Origin of the sequence: Streptomyces erythrochromogenes (assembly GCF_036170895.1) — a bacterium.
In the GTDB taxonomy this organism is placed as follows: Bacteria; Actinomycetota; Actinomycetes; order Streptomycetales; family Streptomycetaceae; genus Streptomyces; species Streptomyces erythrochromogenes.
In genome coordinates this window covers 49742-65295 of sequence record NZ_CP108036.1, presented here as the reverse complement: position 1 = coordinate 65295, position 15554 = coordinate 49742, and the positions used below count along the sequence as shown (strand labels likewise).

13 protein-coding genes and 6 pseudogenes are annotated in these 15554 nt (G+C 70.8%); 14 read left to right on the top strand and 5 right to left on the bottom strand.

All coding sequences use genetic code 11. The annotated features are described in order from the left end of the window. Positions 1–209: 209 nt before the first annotated feature. From OHA91_RS00245 to OHA91_RS00235, 3 genes are all read right to left on the bottom strand, one after another. Positions 210–680, bottom strand: a complete 471-nt coding sequence (locus OHA91_RS00245) for a DUF3592 domain-containing protein (protein WP_031154646.1) — start codon at positions 678–680, stop codon at positions 210–212. A gap of 158 nt (positions 681–838) precedes the next feature. Further along, positions 839–964 (bottom strand): hypothetical protein, encoded by a 126-nt coding sequence (locus tag OHA91_RS00240; protein ID WP_266505747.1) that lies wholly within the window; start codon positions 962–964, stop codon positions 839–841. Positions 965–1016: 52 nt separating this feature from the next. Further along, positions 1017–1343 carry a hypothetical protein gene (locus tag OHA91_RS00235; protein ID WP_031154644.1) on the bottom strand — a complete coding sequence of 109 codons (327 nt, stop codon included), beginning with the start codon at positions 1341–1343 and terminating at the stop codon, positions 1017–1019. 304 nt (positions 1344–1647) lie between these two features. Between OHA91_RS00235 and OHA91_RS39780 the strand changes: the two are divergent. From OHA91_RS39780 to OHA91_RS00210, 7 genes and pseudogenes are all read left to right on the top strand, one after another. After that, a pseudogene (locus tag OHA91_RS39780) lies at positions 1648–2175 on the top strand (S1 family serine peptidase); the annotation flags it as partial. A 64-nt stretch (positions 2176–2239) separates the two neighbouring features. After that, a pseudogene (locus tag OHA91_RS39775) lies at positions 2240–2353 on the top strand (hypothetical protein); the annotation flags it as partial. A 167-nt stretch (positions 2354–2520) separates the two neighbouring features. Then, the gene (locus OHA91_RS00230) at positions 2521–2949 is read left to right on the top strand and encodes a hypothetical protein (protein ID WP_328738236.1); all 429 of its coding nucleotides are present in this window, start codon (positions 2521–2523) and stop codon (positions 2947–2949) included. Positions 2950–2954: 5 nt separating this feature from the next. Beyond that, the gene (locus OHA91_RS00225; protein ID WP_266505741.1) at positions 2955–3164 is read left to right on the top strand and encodes a hypothetical protein; all 210 of its coding nucleotides are present in this window, start codon (positions 2955–2957) and stop codon (positions 3162–3164) included. 503 nt (positions 3165–3667) lie between these two features. Beyond that, positions 3668–5902 carry an arylsulfatase gene (locus tag OHA91_RS00220; RefSeq protein WP_328738235.1) on the top strand — a complete coding sequence of 745 codons (2235 nt, stop codon included), beginning with the start codon at positions 3668–3670 and terminating at the stop codon, positions 5900–5902. A gap of 152 nt (positions 5903–6054) precedes the next feature. Next, positions 6055–6144, top strand: a pseudogene (locus tag OHA91_RS00215) (HNH endonuclease); the annotation flags it as partial. Continuing rightward, positions 6136–6399: pseudogene (locus OHA91_RS00210) on the top strand (hypothetical protein); the annotation flags it as partial. The pseudogenes OHA91_RS00215 and OHA91_RS00210, both read left to right, overlap by 9 nt. A gap of 793 nt (positions 6400–7192) precedes the next feature. On the opposite strand, the gene OHA91_RS00205 reads toward OHA91_RS00210, so the two are convergent. Together OHA91_RS00205 and OHA91_RS00200 are read right to left on the bottom strand one after the other, a co-directional pair. Next, on the bottom strand, positions 7193–7957 hold the full coding sequence (locus tag OHA91_RS00205) for a hypothetical protein (protein ID WP_031154632.1): 765 nt from the start codon (positions 7955–7957) through the stop codon (positions 7193–7195). Between the two features lie 457 nt (positions 7958–8414). Further along, positions 8415–9311, bottom strand: a pseudogene (locus OHA91_RS00200) (acyl-CoA dehydrogenase); the annotation flags it as partial. Positions 9312–9601: 290 nt separating this feature from the next. On the opposite strand from OHA91_RS00200, the gene OHA91_RS00195 reads away from it, so the two are divergent. The 7 genes and pseudogenes from OHA91_RS00195 (at position 9602) to OHA91_RS00165 (ending at position 15173) form a co-directional block, all read left to right on the top strand. Beyond that, positions 9602–9826 (top strand): hypothetical protein, encoded by a 225-nt coding sequence (locus OHA91_RS00195; RefSeq protein WP_266505737.1) that lies wholly within the window; start codon positions 9602–9604, stop codon positions 9824–9826. A gap of 323 nt (positions 9827–10149) precedes the next feature. After that, positions 10150–10341, top strand: coding sequence for a hypothetical protein (locus OHA91_RS00190; protein ID WP_328738234.1), 192 nt, complete (start codon positions 10150–10152; stop codon positions 10339–10341). A gap of 411 nt (positions 10342–10752) precedes the next feature. Continuing rightward, entirely contained in the window at positions 10753–11040 is a 288-nt protein-coding gene (locus OHA91_RS00185; RefSeq protein WP_328738233.1) for a hypothetical protein, read from the top strand. A gap of 182 nt (positions 11041–11222) precedes the next feature. Then, positions 11223–11574, top strand: a pseudogene (tpg, locus tag OHA91_RS00180) (telomere-protecting terminal protein Tpg); the annotation flags it as partial. Between the two features lie 550 nt (positions 11575–12124). Further along, complete coding sequence (locus tag OHA91_RS00175; RefSeq protein ID WP_245240203.1) at positions 12125–13054, top strand: endonuclease/exonuclease/phosphatase family protein; 930 nt, start codon at positions 12125–12127, stop codon at positions 13052–13054. 39 nt (positions 13055–13093) lie between these two features. After that, positions 13094–13882 (top strand): two-component system response regulator CseB, encoded by a 789-nt coding sequence (cseB, locus tag OHA91_RS00170; RefSeq protein ID WP_031154622.1) that lies wholly within the window; start codon positions 13094–13096, stop codon positions 13880–13882. A gap of 16 nt (positions 13883–13898) precedes the next feature. Continuing rightward, a complete protein-coding gene (locus OHA91_RS00165; RefSeq protein ID WP_328738232.1) occupies positions 13899–15173 on the top strand; it encodes a sensor histidine kinase in 1275 nt (424 codons plus the stop codon). Positions 15174–15554: the final 381 nt, after the last annotated feature.

The window sequence follows — 15554 nt, the reverse complement described above, 5'->3', positions numbered from 1 at the left end:
TCACCGACCCCTGAGCCCACTGCGCGCGCCCGGCGCCGGAACGGCGATCAGCCGGCCAGAGATCGGGCCCGGGACCTGGGCAGCCGATCGGGCAGAGCCCCGCCATGCAGACCGCCCCGAGAATCACACCAAGCGGAATGCCCGGCGCACCGCGCGAACGCGTCGGGCGAGAAGCCTGTGGTTGCATGGGAGCGGGTGGGGGCTGGGCTTCAGAGCCCGGATGTGCGTAGTGCTCCGACGAGGAAACCCGATCCGATCACGACGAAGAGGGCGCCGATCCCGACGAAGAGCCACCACAGGAGGCTGCTCTCGGCCGGGAGCGTCCAACGGGTGGGCTTCGCGGCGTCGTAGCGGACCTCGACCCGGGTACCGACAGCCAGGGTCCTGTCCCGGGAGCGGGCTATGTCCGTCCTGGTTTCCATCGCCCGGCCATCGGCGGTGGTCCAGGCGATGACCGGGTGGTACACGGTCGTGCCGGAGCTTCGGAAGGTGATGGTGCCGCCCTCACCCGGCCCCTCCAGCTTCGTCGCCGCGAGGCGGACCACCACGCCGTGGGCCCGAGCCCCCCGCCGGACCAGAGCGCGCACCTGCCACACCTTGCGGTACGCCGCCGCGCCGATGACGGCTCCGGCCGGGATGAAGATCAGCGCAAAGAGCCAAAGAACCTGGGACGTGCTCATGTGGGCTTCTCGATTCGCGGCAGACGTCGACGGATGGGCGACGTGCACCCTCCGCCGCTGCTTCCCGGCGGCCGCAACGCCGGAAGCCGTACGCCTTGCAGCAGTTGATCACACATTCCGCCGCGGCCACGACCCCAGGCCCCCGCCCCCGGCGTGGGTCAGCTCTTGCGGGTCAACGGCTGGTCCGCGAAGCTCACCCCGGTCGGGCCGTGGGCCACCAGGTTGCGGTTGTGGCCGTGGTTTGTTCCGGCCTCGCTGCCGCCGTCGCCCTCCGCCTGGTCCACACCGACGGCACCCTCCAGCCGCTGTGGCAGCGGCGGTGAAGTGTTCAGATATTCAGCTCGCGGGGGACTGCCCGTCGGCCGGCGAGAGTGCCCGCCATTTGTCCTCGTGTCGGTCCGGCATCACGACAATCGCCAGGAACGGCGATCCAGGATGGAACGTGACCATGATCTCGCCAGGCGAGTCACCGTCTCGGACGGCATCGATCTGGGAAGCCTGGCACTTCCATGCCTCGGCACTGCTCAGGGCTCCCTGCGGCTTGAAGGACAAGACACCGTCGAAGTACTCGGCAAACCCCTGGATCTGGGCAGGGCTGGCGAACATCTGGTGGGCTGTAGCGGGCGCGATGAAGTGTCGGCCGGCTTCTGCCTGCGCGATCATGGCGTCAAGCGGGCACTCCATTCGGCATCTTGCGCTGCCTCCCGCTGGCGTCTGCGTCTGTCGAAGATTCCCACCGCTGCGCCTCCCCAGTGCTCTGTGATCCCAGTTGTGCTGGATTGGCAGCCATATTGCCTCTAGCCGCGAGGGCGGGGAAGGTCGAGGTGTACCGGGGCTCGCTGCATGAGACGTGCGGCGCCAGCCTGCTTGGGGAACCAGGACTTCCGCGCCGCTCCCGGCAACCTGTCCCACGCCCGACATCGACCACTGCGGGAACTGCGGGACGACCGTCGCGATCGGGGGCTGGATGATCGCCTCGCTCGGCCGGTCCTGCCCGGACTGCACAGGGGGCCAAGAGGCCGCCGTCGCCAGCCACCCCTGGCTGGCCATGATCAGTACCGCTTCGGGAGGGAAGTGGGCCCCCAAGTGCGGGGGAGCCCTGATCGACTCGCAACACGTCCTCACCGCGGCCCACTGCCTCGTTGACGGGGGCACCAGCCCGGCAGAGGTTGGGGTCCGGCTGGGCGAACACGATCTCCGCACATCAGACGAGGCCGTCTCCTTGGACTACAACGTCGACCGGCTCCTGCCCCACCCCGGCTACAACCCCAGCACCCACGAAGGCGACCTCGCAGTCCTCACCCTCGCCCAACGGGTCCAATTTCGCTCGAACATCCAGCCGAGCGGCCTTCCCACTACGGCCGGCTCCGACGCCGAGTACGTCGGCAAGATGGCCACCGTCGCCGGCTGGGGAGCCCTGGCCGGCGTTCTCCCCGCCCCCTCCCGCATCTTGCAGGAGGCCGCCCTACAGATCGTCCACCTGGACTTCTGCCAGAGGGCCTACGGGCACCTCCCCGGCCATCACGGCGAGCAAGCTGTGCGCCGCCTCCAAAGCCGACATGAGTACCTGCTCCGGCGACGGCGGCGCCCCCCTCGTCCTGCGCATGAACGGCGTCCCGACCCTGGTGGGCATCAACTCCTTCCACCGGGAGGGCCTGCTCGGCCCCGGCCAGTGCCGCGCCGACGGCTACCCCGACGTCTTCACCAGGGTCGCCTCCTACAGGACCTGGATCCAGGCCAGTAGGACCGGCTGTCCCCACCGCCAGTCCGGCAGCGCCCGCACCGAGCCGGTGAACGAGCCGGCGGTCTTCAACAAACCAAGGCCATCCCACTGCCCCTCTTGGGCTCACCTTGGCTGGACCCCACCTTCGCCGTCGCGCTCAAGAACAAAGGCCTCCCAGTCCCCGAGATCGCCAAGAAGCTGGTCATCAAGACCGGGAAGAACGCGGGCAAGTCCCCATCGGTCGCCTCGCTCTACCGGGCCCTCGCCGAAGCCGAGGAAGCCACCGCGGACGACGGCCTGCCGATGCGGCCCACGCCCGTCCGCATCCGCCGACCTGGGGACCCGCTCACCGCCGAGGAGATCGACCTGCGCGACGCCTCCAGACCCAGCACCACCCGAACGCGGAGATCCGCAGCAGACCCCATGATCGTTCTCACCGATGACCGCTGTACCGATGTTCCCCGAGGCCGGACTCGGAACAGACCCCGTGGTCTGCCGCACGCCGGGAGGCGTATGCGAACGACCAGGCGTCCCCGGACACGCTGATCGCGGTGTCCGCCGCCTCCAAACGGTCCAAGGCCGACAAAGACCCGGCGGAGTGGCTTCCGTCGGACGGCTCCTACCACACGTATGCCGCGACCTGGGTCGCCACCAAGCTCCGCTGGGACCTGGCCGTCGACGAGGCTGAGCGCCAGGCACTTCTCGGACTCGCTGAGGACTGCCCCAACACGACTGTCGTCTACGAGCGCGCTGCCTCGTAGAGGCCCGCAGCTCAGCTGCAAGGGGTGGCGGCGACCGGGTGCTGGGAAGGAGCCTGCTGACCTGTCCAGCCTATCCACCACCAAGACGAGCAGGACCGGCTGTGCGACATCGTGGCCGGCTGGGGCGGGGGCACCGTCGCCTACACCCCGCCCCGTAGCGCCTTCTCGCATGGAGGGCCAGACGGCGCAGCCCGCTCGCCGTGGTGGTGGCGGCGTCCTAGCGTGGAGTAGCCCAGGACCGTGGCCCCGGCCGGGGCCTCCTGCCCGGGCCGTCCGGTACGGATCCCGCGTCGCGGCAGGGCTCTGTGGTAGCAGCAGCAGGTCGCACAGCAGCACACACAGCACCGGTGCTCGCGCCGCTGGTGGGACGGAGACAGATGGCGCAGTCGTCGTGGAGTGAGTACAGGCCGGGGCAGCGGTTTCCGGGGGCGATCGGGCGGACGACCGATGAGTCGAGTCCGGCGTGGCCCCAGCCGGTGCGGGCGGTGGCGGGTGCGCCGAACGTGTTGTTCATCGTGTTCGACGACACGGGGTTCGGGCAGTTCGGCTGCTACGGCAGTCCGATCGAGACGCCGAATCTGGACGCGCTGGCCGCAGGCGGGCTGCTGTACAGCAACATGCACACCACCGCGCTGTGCTCGCCGTCGCGCTCCTGCATCATCACGGGCCGCAACCACCATGCCAACGGCATGGCCGCGATCACGGAACTGGCCACCGGCTACCCGGGCTACAACGGGCAGATCCCGTTCGAGAACGGGTTCCTGTCGGAGATGCTGCTGCAGCACGGCTACAACACGTACATGGTCGGCAAGTGGCACCTGATGCCCTCGGAGCAGGAGTCGGCGGCCGGGCCGTACGACCGGTGGCCGCTGGGGCGGGGCTTCGAGCGGTTCTACGGGTTCCTCGGCGGCGACACGAGCCAGTGGTATCCGGACCTGGTGTACGACAACCACCAGGTCGAGCCGCCGGCCACGCCGCAGGAGGGCTACCACCTGACGGAGGACCTGGTCGAGCGGGCGATGTCGTTCATCGCCGACGCCAAGCAGGTCGCCCCGGACAAGCCGTTCTTCCTGAACCTGTGCCCCGGCGCGACCCATGCCCCGCACCATGTGCCCAAGGAGTGGGCCGACCGCTACCGGGGACGGTTCGACGACGGCTGGGACGCCTACCGCGAGCAGACCTTCGCCCGGCAGAAGCAGCTCGGCGTGGTGCCCGCCGACGCCCGCCTGTCCCCGCGCGATCCGGACGTGCCCACGTGGGAGTCGCTGTCCCCGGAGGCAAGGAGACTTGCCGCGCGGATGATGGAGGTCTACGCCGGGTTCCTCTCCCACACCGACCACCACATCGGGCGGCTGGTGGACTTCCTGAAGGAGACAGGCGAGTTCGACAACACGCTGATCATGGTGGTCTCCGACAACGGTGCGAGCGCCGAGGGCGGGGCGACCGGCACCACCAACGAAGTGCAGTTCTTCAACAACGCGCCCGAGACGCTGGAGGAGAGCCTGACGCAGATCGACGAGCTCGGCGGCCCCTCCACGTTCAACCACTACCCGTGGGGATGGACCTGGGCGGGCAACACGCCGTTCCGGCGGTGGAAGCGGGAGACCTACCGCGGCGGCGTCAGCGACCCGTTCCTCGTCCACTGGCCCGACGGCATCAAGGCCCGAGGTGAGATCCGCGACCAGTTCGCGCACATCATCGACATGGTGCCCACCGTCCTGGACGTGCTCGGCATCGAGGCGCCCACGACCATTCGGGGGGTCACCCAGTCACCCCTGCACGGGGTCAGCTTCGCGCACACCTTCGACGACGCTGGCGCGGCGAGCCGCCACCACACCCAGTACTACGAGATGCTCGGGCACCGGGCGATCGACCACGACGGATGGCGGGCGGTCTGTCCCTGGCCCGGTCCCTCGTTCGAGGAGGCCGAGCGGCCCTTCGGCACTCCGATCACCATGGCCGACCTCGACGACCTCGACGCCCACCACTGGGAGCTCTACCACGTCGACGAGGACATCGCCGAAACCCGGAACCTCGCCCAGGAGCACCGCAGCAAACTCATCGAGATGATCGCGCTGTGGTACGTGGAGGCCGGCAAGTACAACGTGATGCCGATCGACGGCAGCGTCCTGCAGCGCATCATGACCGAGCGCCCGCAGATCACCGAGAACCGCACCAGCTACACCTTCCGTTCCGGCACCCAGGCCGTGCCCGCCGCAGTCGCCCCCCGGGTCCTCAACCGCCCCCACAGCGTCACCGCCGACGTCGAGATCCCGCCCGGCGGCGCGCAGGGCGTCCTGCTCTGCCAGGGCACCAACGCCGGCGGCTGGTCCCTCTACGTCAAGGACGGCCACCTCCACTACGCCCACAACTACGTCCAACGGGCCCTGCACCACGTCGCCTCCAGCGAAACCGTGCCCGAGGGGCGGCACGCGCTGCGCTTCGAGTTCGAGCCCACCGGCGCCCCCGACATCGCCCACGGCAAGGGCGCACCCGGCCGCGCCCAGCTCTACATCGACGGCCGCCTCGTCGGCGAGACCGAGATGCCGGTCACCACGCCGATCACCTTCAATCCGGGCGGCATGGCTTGCGGCGCCAATCCCGGATCTGCCGTCACCCCCGACTACCAGGCGCCGTTCCGCTTCACCGGCACTCTTCACAGCGTCACCGTCGACCTGTCCGGCGACCTCATCGTCGACGCCGAGAGCGAGATGCGCATGCACATGGCCCGCCAGTGACCCGCGGGTGGCCTACGGAGTCGCGGACCAACCCCGCAGTGGGCAACACCTGCGCGAGGAGAGGCGATCCACCGGGTACAGCAGGCCCAACGTAGGCACTCCACTACCGGCCCACAGGGAATACCGCACGGTTCGAATGACGCTCCCCGCCAGCTGGGGCGTCGGCGTGGACGGCGGCGCGGCGTGAGGCGTACGCGAACGACCAGGGCCAGCCGGCCTCGCTGGTCGCGGTGACCACCCGCTATAAGACGGTGCGCCCGTTCCTGGCGCTGCTGGGCGAGTCGAAGGCGCTGGCGGCGTCGACCGGCGGCGCGCGGGTGCTGGCCGGGGTGAAGCGGCTGCCCGCGCTGGCGCGACGGGTGAAGGACAAGCCGCTGCTGCCGCGCGAGGTCGACGAGAAGCTGGTGCCGGCCGCGTGGCGCAAGGCGGTGTACGCCAACGCCGGTCTGCCGCAGGGGTCGGTGGACCGGGACGCGTACGTGGTGTGCGCGACTCAATCGCCTATGCCGAGGTGATGGACGTGCAGTTTCGCATCATGGCCGAGGGATACGCAGCACCGGATGATCCCGGGATCGTCATGCGCGCGCAATGGGTCGGGGAGGCCCTCCGGTCACGTCCGCTGTTCATGGTGCCGCGCGATGGTGCGAATACTGAATGGGACTCGTTGCCCTCCGAGGAGTACCACTTCAACAGCCGCCCTCCGAGGAGCACCACGCCAACGAACAGTCCATGGTCCGACATGGTGTGACTCATGACGAGGGGAAGAGGAGAGACGGTCGGGTAACGCTGCCCCGCCGTGCGGAGATGGTTGCCAGGCTCTCTGAGATCGCTCTGCGCTTCCCGGCGTACCGGGCGGTCTGCGAGCGCCACATCGCCGACCGCCCCGCGAGCTGACCACCCGGGTGTCCGCCTGGCGTCCCGCGGACTGAAACTGCCCCCTGTCGGCGCTCGTCCGCACCCTGGGCTGATCCCCGGGGTGACCGCGCTGTCGCCGCGGCGCCCGTCCCTGCGGGGATCGTCCGTTCGGTCCGGCCGGGGCGGAGGTCAGCCGTTCTCCCGGCTGGTCGTCACGCTCCACCGGAGCAGCGTCACTGCCCGCCTGCCCGTCCGGCAGGTTCTCGGCCGGATCCTCCAGCGGGGCCTGGACCGGGTGGACGACTTCATCCGGGAGGCACGCGACCGGGGCCTGCTGGAGCGCTCAGCCAGCTGCCCTGGCCCCCGGCGGCCCGGCCAGGGGAGAGCCCTCGCCGCAGGTCGGGCCGCCCGACGGGGCCGTCGGGAAGGCCGGGTTCAGAGTCCCTGGGCGGCTCGGAGGCGGTCGATCTGGCGCAGGACGGGCGTCTCGGAGACGCCCGGGTAGGGCTCTGTCCCTGTCGCGCCGAGGTCGGTGATGCACACGCCGACCCGGGTCACGATGCGGTCGATGACCTCGGCGGGGCCGGTGGAGCCCGCATCGGTCATGGTCATCCGGATGCGCAGAGTGTCCTCCGGGAAGCCCGCCGTGTCGAGGTCTTCGTAGCGGGTCGTGACCGTGCGGCCGTCCTCCTCCACCGTGGGACAGCCCGCGAGTGCCGTGCGCAGCCGGCCGAACACCGTTGAGGCGTCGGTCCCCGGATAGGACGACAGTACGTTGACCGTCGGGCTTCCCGGTTCCTCGGTGTCGAAGGTCTGGGAGACGGCGGCGTGGGCGCCTCGCTGGCGGAGCAGGCCCCACATGGTGGTACAGGGGTCCTTCAGTTCGGCCGGGGACAGCGGTCTCCCCTCGACCCAGTCCAGGCTGTGGGTGCTGCCCCCGTCCTCCAGGACCCCGGCGGTCTCGCCCGGCTGCAGCGCCAGTTCCGCCAGTCGCGCGGTGTCCGGTATCTCGCCTGCCGCACCCGGTGTCGGCAACGCAGCGGTGGGCGCCGGCTTCGAGGGGGCGGGCGCGGCGGAGGTGCGCGTGCCGTCTGCCGGGCGGCCGGCGCCGCCGGGTGCGGGGGTGCCTCCGCAGGCGGAGAGCAGCAGGCAGCCGGCGGTGACCAGTGCGGCGGAGAAGACGAGACGGTACTCGGACACGCGAAAACCCCCCAGAGTGCGAGCGGACCTGAACGGTCCGCCCGCACTCTAACCAGCGTCCTGTCCCCCTCCCCGGGGAGGGGACAGGACGCTGGTGGCACCCCTGCGGAACTCAGTCCTGGAACACGAAGAGGTGGCACCCCTGCGGAACTCAGTCCTGGAACACGAAGAGGCCTCCGCGGCGGGTGCGGGAGCCGCACGGCAGGAGCCGGCGCCCACGGGTTCCCGGCTCGGCCCCGGCTTCTCCTGCTGCCTCGTCGTCCATTCAGGTTCTTCCGGCGCGCGGGCCGGGAACGGGGGCGTGGCTGGCGCAGGCTTCGTTGATGGACGTTCTGGTGCGGGCCGCTGTGACGCGGCCCCCGGCCGAGATGGCCGCTCTGGTTGTGGAGGCCGTCCGGGTGCTGGGCAGCAGGTGAACCGGCGGGCAGCCCGCCGTAGCAACGTGGGCCCGCTGGGCTCAACCCAGGAGATCGGGCGCGCGCAGCATCTCGGGCGGGATGTCCCAGGCGTCGACCAGGTCGCGCGCGAGCGGCCGGACCTTGCGGCACAGGTCGCTCACCTCGCGGCTGATCGTCTTCGAGCGCTGCACGGTCAGTCGACCGTGCTCCATGAACCAGGCCCGGTCCGCCTCGATCGTCGAGAGGGCGAACAGATCGCACAGCAAGGCCAGTGCGACCTTCTCATCGCCCTCGGGCATCGCGCGTACCTTCTCCACGAACGCCTCCGTCACCAGCCGCTCGACGTGGGCGCGGGCGAGCGCGACGACGTGGTCCTGCACCTGTGAGAAGACCGCACCCGGGTCCCGCTTCTGGTCGGTCCCGCTCTTGATCCGGCGGGCCAGGCCGGCCAGCATGTGCTCTTCCTGGAAGCGGACCATGGCGAGCTGGTAGTCGGAGTCGAGCAGTCCGGCTTCCCGGTCCCATTCGTCGCCGCCGGGCAGCAGATCGCGTTCGCGTTCGAGCGGCTTGTGGACGGAGGTTCGCTCCAGGAGCGTTTCGACGGCGAGGCCGGTGACGAAGCGGACCATGCCCGCTTGGTCGAGGTCCTCGAACGCGCTCGCCTGATCGGTGAGCAGCCCCTTGGCGACGAGCTGCAGAAGGACGTGGTTGTCGCCTTCGAAGGTGGTGAACACGTCGCTGTCGGCCTTGAGCGCGGCGAACCGGTTGACCGCGAGGTATCCGGCGCCGCCGCAGGCTTCGCGGCACTCCTGGACGACCCGGGTGGCATGCCAGGTCGCGAGAGCCTTCAGCCCCGCGGCGCGGGACTCGAGGCGGCGCCGCTCCTCGGCGTCGTCCGTGATGCCGGAGAAGACGTCGTGCAGCTGTGAGCGGACCACGTCCTGGGCGCCGTGCAGATCCGGGCGGCAGCCCGTCGTGCGGGCGGGCCTGCCCCGTGACGCCGGGGGAGGTGCGTCACGGGGACGGAGCCCCCTCCGGAAGCCCACCCCCACGGCGAGGCCTCCGACATGTACGCGTCTGACCCGGCGTCTCCACCCCAAACGCCCCTTCTTCGCAGCAGTTCTGAGAAGGCGTCACTTCTTGCCGCTCCCAGCGCGCCTGCGGGGCCGCTCTACTGCTGGTCAGCACGCGGAATCGGACTCCGCTCCGGATGCCCTGCCGCCCGGGACGTCGCACGCTGGGTTGTATGGCGGACCAGACGGAGATCGTGATCCATCCCGTGTCGCCGCAGGGCGGGCGGAAGGTCACCGCGCACGTCCTCGGCGTGGACGCCGACCTCGGTCGGGCGTTCACGCCCGCGGATGTGTCGGAGTTCCTGCGCCGGGCCGGCCTGGAAGATGTGGACCTGTCCGAGGCGGGGCCGATCCGGTGGGAGGGCGGCGGCCCCGAAGTGTGGACCGGCGACATCTGACCCGCCCGGCTCGCGAGACTCCTGCGCGGGACGGGCATCCCTGTCGGCGGGCGCCGGCGGGCCGACCCCTTGTATCGGGTGTGCAGGCGGCTGTTGGAGCCTTCTCCGTCCTGGGCGCTGTCGTTCTTCGGGGGCGGCCCGGCGATGACCTCCCGCTTCCCGTTCTCGGCCGGGGTGCCGGCGGGAAGCTCGTGACGCATTCGCACGGGCCGCCGCTCACCCGTCCGCCACGGTACGTAGCTGAAATGGTGCGCGCTGTGACTCCGGGTGTCAGCGTGGCGGAGGAAGTACCACCCCACGCAACGCATTGAGGAGTCGCCGTCATGGGCGGTACGCAGGACAAGCGCCAGGAGCCGGGCAAGGTCCGCGAGGAACAGCAGCGCCCACAGCGCCCGCAGCGGCCCGGTCAGGACCCGGTGCACCCCGAGCCCGGCATGCCTTCCCGCGGCGGCCAGCGCCCGGAGGACATGGAGCGGCGCCGCGACGAGCGCGACGACCTGCGCGAGGACTTCTGACGCAAACGGCATCCCACGCACGCAGAGCCCGGCCAGGCGCCCGTAGTCACCCCGGCCGGGCTCTGTCCATGCCACCGCCCGGCCCCACCACAGGCCTGGGGCGCAGCGTCGGCGCCCGGCCATGGTGGCGTGGCCCCGGGGGCCACGCTCAGCCGGCCTGCGCCTCGGGGGAGCTGAGAAGGGGCCACCATGCCATCGGCCACCACCACGGAGTCGGACAGCTCGCCGGACGACAGGTCACCCCGGTCCCTGTCACGCGTTCACACCCGGCGGTCAAGGTGCCGGAACCCCGGGAGTGCCGCGTCGTTGGACGGTTGGGACGCATACCGCCCGGGAAACTTCATCCGTTCCCCCACGGGTCTGCCCGGCGCGGGTCCGGCGTGACCCGGCCGCGTTGGGCAGGGCATGGAGATGGTGGAGCAACTGCCGTTCGGGATGCAGACCCCGGTCGAGGTGACGTACGTCCGGTGCGCGCAGTGCGGAGCACTTGGTGAGCTCGTCCTCGAGGACGAGCGGATGGACCTGGCGCTCGCCCGGGCCAGGGACCACGTCCTCAAGATGCACCCGGGTGTGAACGTCCCCAAGGCGCTCCGGCTCGTGCCCGACGCCGCCTACCCGCCTGCGGACTGCCCGGACGTCGCCGGGTGGGTTGCGCAGTACAACGCCCGGGACGGGGTGGAGGCCTGGGGCCCGCGATAGCAGGCGAGCGATCCCTTCTTATCCCCGTCGGGCGGCCACGCGGCGCTCTGCGGTCGGGCAGACTGCCACGCCACGGCCCACGAGAAGAAGCGGCAGCCGGTCCAGCGGCCGGAACCTCGCCGGGCACCCTTGTCCCGGCGCTGCGCCCGGGCAGCGGGGCCACGAGGAAGGACACGTAGCTGGTGGGGGACATCGATGACGCCCTGGACCGAGCCGACCTGGAAGGGCTCACGCGCGAGCCGCCCAAGACGTTGAAGGGGCGGATCAACTTCTTGGTCAGGCAGCTAAAGTCGACCAGGGCCGTCGCTCAGGAGCTGGGGGTCATTTCAGCGGTCCATGGAGCGCTACCGCAAGGGCGACCGGAAGACTCCGCCCAAGAGTGTTGTGGACCGTATCGACACGGCCGTACGGGCCCGCTGGCAGCCCGTGGTACGCGGCCGCCGCCGCAAACAGGCCGCCGCCAGTACCGGGATCACGGTGGAGACGCGGGCCCGGTTCGGCTACACCGCGCCCGTCGGCACGACCGACGACGGCGAGAAATTCGGCCGGCAGCGTTCGCCGTCGAACCAGCTGTTTGGATCAGCATTCGTCCCGGTTACGCGTTCCCGTCCATCTCGTGAATGCGGCCTGCATGGGCGACCGGTCGAGTAGGCGCCCGGGACGAGGCAATCCGGCAGGCCACGTGCGTCACCTTCGGCGAGCCGACCACCCGTACGGTCTCCAGGCGTAGCACGGGGGAGGCGCCCTCGAACAGACGGGTGCCCGCGCCGATCCGCCCGTGCCGGAGCCGGGCGTGGGCGAGCCGGCACAACCGGTAACAGGTGCGGCGGGCGTCAGGCCACGACCCGCATCATCAGTCTGCTCTGCATGACCGATACCCAGCTGAAACGCAACTGCGGGTCCCTCGAAGGCGCCTCCTGACGCCCTGGAAGCGCGCCTCTCCCAGGCTGTGCTGGTACCGGATCACCGGCTTACGAGATATCGGAAGGCAAATGCCGTGCTGAGCACTCCGTACCGTTCTGAGGCCACCGAGGAAGCGGAGCCGCCCGCCCCGCCTCCGCCTCTGTCCGCCAACCGCTGCCGCATACTCGTGCCCACCGGCCGTGGCCGCGGCTTGCTGATCGCCACCGGCGCGGTGTGTGCGGCCCTGACGATGGCCCTGCACACCAGAATCCCGAACGGGGCCGTCAACCTCGGCAGCCTGTTCCAGACCTTCCTGCCCTGGGCCGGGCTGAGTGTCCCCGTCCTCCTCGTGGCGGCGGCAGTACGCCGCTCCCGGCTCGCGGCCGTCGCCGTCCTGGCCCCCCTAGCCGTCTGGGGCCTCCTTTTCGGCGGGACCCTCGCTGACAAGCGATCCGGCAGCGGGAACTTCACCGTGGTAAGCCACAACGTGGACGAGGACAATCCCGATCCGGCGCGGACCGCGCGAGCGCTTGCCGCATCGGGCGCGGACGTGCTGGCCCTGGAAGAGATGTCCTCGAAGGCCACGCCCTTCTACGAACGCGAGCTTGCCGCCGGCTATCCGTACCGCTCCGACACTCTCGGCGTCAGACTGTGGAGCAAGCACCCCCTGAACGGCGTGGAAGCGGTGCCGATCATGCCGTGGACACGTGCCGTACGGGCCACCGTAGCGACCCCGCACGGCCCTGTCGCGGTCTTCGCCGCCCACCTCGCTTCGGTACGCCTGACCCCGGACGCCGGATTTACCACCGACCGCCGCAATGACGCGGCCCGGAAGCTGGCCGCGGCCGTGCGGGCAGAGCCGCTGGACAGGGTCGTCGTGATGGGTGACTTCAACGGCACGGCGGATGACTCGGCTTTGCGACCGGTGACCTCCCAGCTGACCTCCGCTCAGCGCGCGGCGGGCGCAGGCTTCGGATTCACCTGGCCCGCTCCGTTCCCCATGGTCCGCATCGACCAGATCCTGGTGAAGGGGATGAGCACGACCTCCTCGTGGACCCTTCCCGCTACCGGCAGCGACCACCTCCCCGTCGCGGCCTCCCTCCGGCTGTGACCGCACCGCAGGCCCCACTGACTAGGATGGACTCCACAAATGTCCGTATCTGAGCAGGTAGGTGGCGTGTCGGCACCCCGGGTCCCAGACCCCGTCAGCGTCCTCGTCGTCGAGGACGACGCCACCATCCGCCGCGCCGTACAGCTGTCCCTAGAGCGGTACGGCTATCAGGTAGCGGTGGCCATGAACGGACTCGACGGCTTGGAGGCGTTCCGGGCCGGCAGGCACGACCTGCTGATCCTGGACGTGATGCTGCCCGAACTCGACGGCATCGGGCTGTGCCGCCGGATCCGCGAGCAGAGCCTGGTCCCGGTCCTGATGATGTCCGCGCGCGGAGACGCCCTCGACGTGGTCTCCGGACTGGAGGCGGGCGCCGACGACTATGTCGTCAAACCCGTCGACACCCCAGTCCTCGTCGCCCGCATCCGGACGCTGCTGCGCCGCGCCACCTTCCGGCCCGCCCAACCGGAGACGACTCCGGCGCGCGGGGCCGGGCCGGCGAACCCCGCAGTCGCCTCCGCGGACACCGGGACGACCCCTGCGGAGCTGGTCTTCGGGGACCTGTCCGTGAACACCCTCGGCCTGGACGTACACCGGGACGGCCAGCCCGTTCCGCTGACCCCCACCGAGCTGCGGCTGCTGCTGGAGTTCGCGGCGGCACCCGGCGCCGTACTCGACCGCCGCCGTCTCCTGCGGGACGTGTGGGACTACGGCTGGGAGGGCGACACCCGCGTCGTGGACCTGTGCGTGCTACGGCTGCGCAAGAAGATCGGAGCCGGGCGGATCGAGACCGTCCGGGGCTTCGGCTACAAACTCGTCCGCGACTGAGGGACCCTCCACACCCATGGCACTCCTCAACCCGCGCGCCCTGCGCTGGAAGATAGCCGCCCTGACCGCAGCCGCCTGCTGCGCCGTGGCCGCCGTGATCGGCCTCCTCGTCCACCAGGCGATGGCCGAACGAAGTGAACACACCGGGAACGAACGCCTCTCCGCGCGCCTGGCAGCCGCGGAGCGCGAGTACACCCGCACGGGCAGCGCGCCGCTCGAAGTCGAAGTCCTCACTCCCGAGCGGCTCGACGCACCGCTCGCCCGGGCGCTGGCCGCCAAGGACCCGGCCGCTCTGTACGCGACCTGGAACGACCGCAAACCCCCCAACTGGTACTGGATGTGGGCGGCCATGCCCGTCGAGGGCGGCCGGGTACTCGTCGCCCGCACGGACATGAGCTCCGAGGTACGCGGCCTCCAACTCCTGGACCGCAGCATCGTCAAAGCCGTGCTCGCCGCCCTCCTGGTCGTCGTACCGCTCGCCGCCCTGGCCACCGAACCGATGAACCGCAGGCTGCGCCGGGGATCCCGCACGGCCCGGGCCATCGCCGGCGGCGACCTCGACGCCCGGATCGGACCGGGCGGCCGGGCCCGTGACGAGATCACCGAGATGGCGGCGGCCGTCGACGAGATGGCTGCGGCCCTGCAGCACAAGCTGGAAGGCGAGCGTCGCTTCACCGCGGACGTCGCGCACGAACTGCGCACCCCGCTGATGGGGTTGTCCACCGCAGCCGGTCTCCTCCCGGAGGGCGACGAGGCGGCCGAGCTCGTCCGGGACCGTGCCCGGGCCCTGAACGGGCTGGTCGAGGACCTCCTGGAAATCTCCCGGCTCGACGCCGGAGCCGAACAAGCCCGGACCGACGCGGTGCCGCTGGGCGAACTGGTCACCGACATCGTCCGCCGCACGGGGACGCCGACCGCCGTGGCGATCCGTGCCACCCCGATCCTGGAGACCGACCCGCGCCGGGTGGAACGGATCGTGGTCAACCTCGTCACCAACGCACACCGGCACGGCACCGGCCCCGTCCAAGTCGCTGTGGAGGCCACCGCCACGGGCGCGCGGATCCTCGTACGGGACCAAGGGCTCGGCTATCCCGCTGCGCTGCTCACGGAAGGCCCGCAACGCTTTCGGACGGGAACCCCCGAGCGAGGGCGGGGGCACGGACTCGGGCTGACCATCGCGCTTGGGCAGGCGAACGTCCTCGGCGCCAGGCTGGCCTTCGCGAACGCTCCGGAAGGGGGCGCGGTCGCCACCCTCGACCTAGACGGCGGGTGCGGTCCGTCCGGTGGCTGAAACGGTGTGATGACCCGTCCCTGCCGGCGCTCGGCGACCCGCCAGACCGCGCCGCCGCCCGACGAGCGTTAGCGGCGCACGCCACCGACCCTGAGGACTCGGCGCCGCTGCCGGACATGCTCGGTCGGCCTGCTCTCGCCCACCGGCAGGAGCCCGCCGCGGCCGCGGCAGTGGGGCCTGGCAGGTACAGGTCCGGTGCTGCCCCCCGGGTCGGCGGGTCGCAGCCGGGTTCCGGACACGCATCGTGAGGGCGCCCAGTGTTACACGCTGCCGGAGGGGATCATGGTGGGTGGGATGGGGGTGACAGTCCTCCTGGCCGGGGCGCGAGTCACGTCGAGCACGCCCTCCCCATGTCGGACTCACCGCCGACTTCTCTGCCGC

Excerpts from the sequence above, each read along its gene's own strand:
- OHA91_RS00245 (WP_031154646.1), bottom strand. The coding sequence starts at position 680 with ATGAGCACGTCCCAGGTTCTTTGGCTCTTTGCGCTGATCTTCATCCCG.
- OHA91_RS00235 (WP_031154644.1), bottom strand. The coding sequence starts at position 1,343 with ATGATCGCGCAGGCAGAAGCCGGCCGACACTTCATCGCGCCCGCTACA.
- OHA91_RS00195 (WP_266505737.1), top strand. The coding sequence starts at position 9,602 with ATGGCGGACCAGACGGAGATCGTGATCCATCCCGTGTCGCCGCAGGGC.
- OHA91_RS00190 (WP_328738234.1), top strand. The coding sequence starts at position 10,150 with ATGGGCGGTACGCAGGACAAGCGCCAGGAGCCGGGCAAGGTCCGCGAG.
- OHA91_RS00185 (WP_328738233.1), top strand. The coding sequence starts at position 10,753 with ATGGTGGAGCAACTGCCGTTCGGGATGCAGACCCCGGTCGAGGTGACG.
- cseB (WP_031154622.1), top strand. The coding sequence starts at position 13,094 with ATGTCCGTATCTGAGCAGGTAGGTGGCGTGTCGGCACCCCGGGTCCCA.
- OHA91_RS00165 (WP_328738232.1), top strand. The coding sequence starts at position 13,899 with ATGGCACTCCTCAACCCGCGCGCCCTGCGCTGGAAGATAGCCGCCCTG.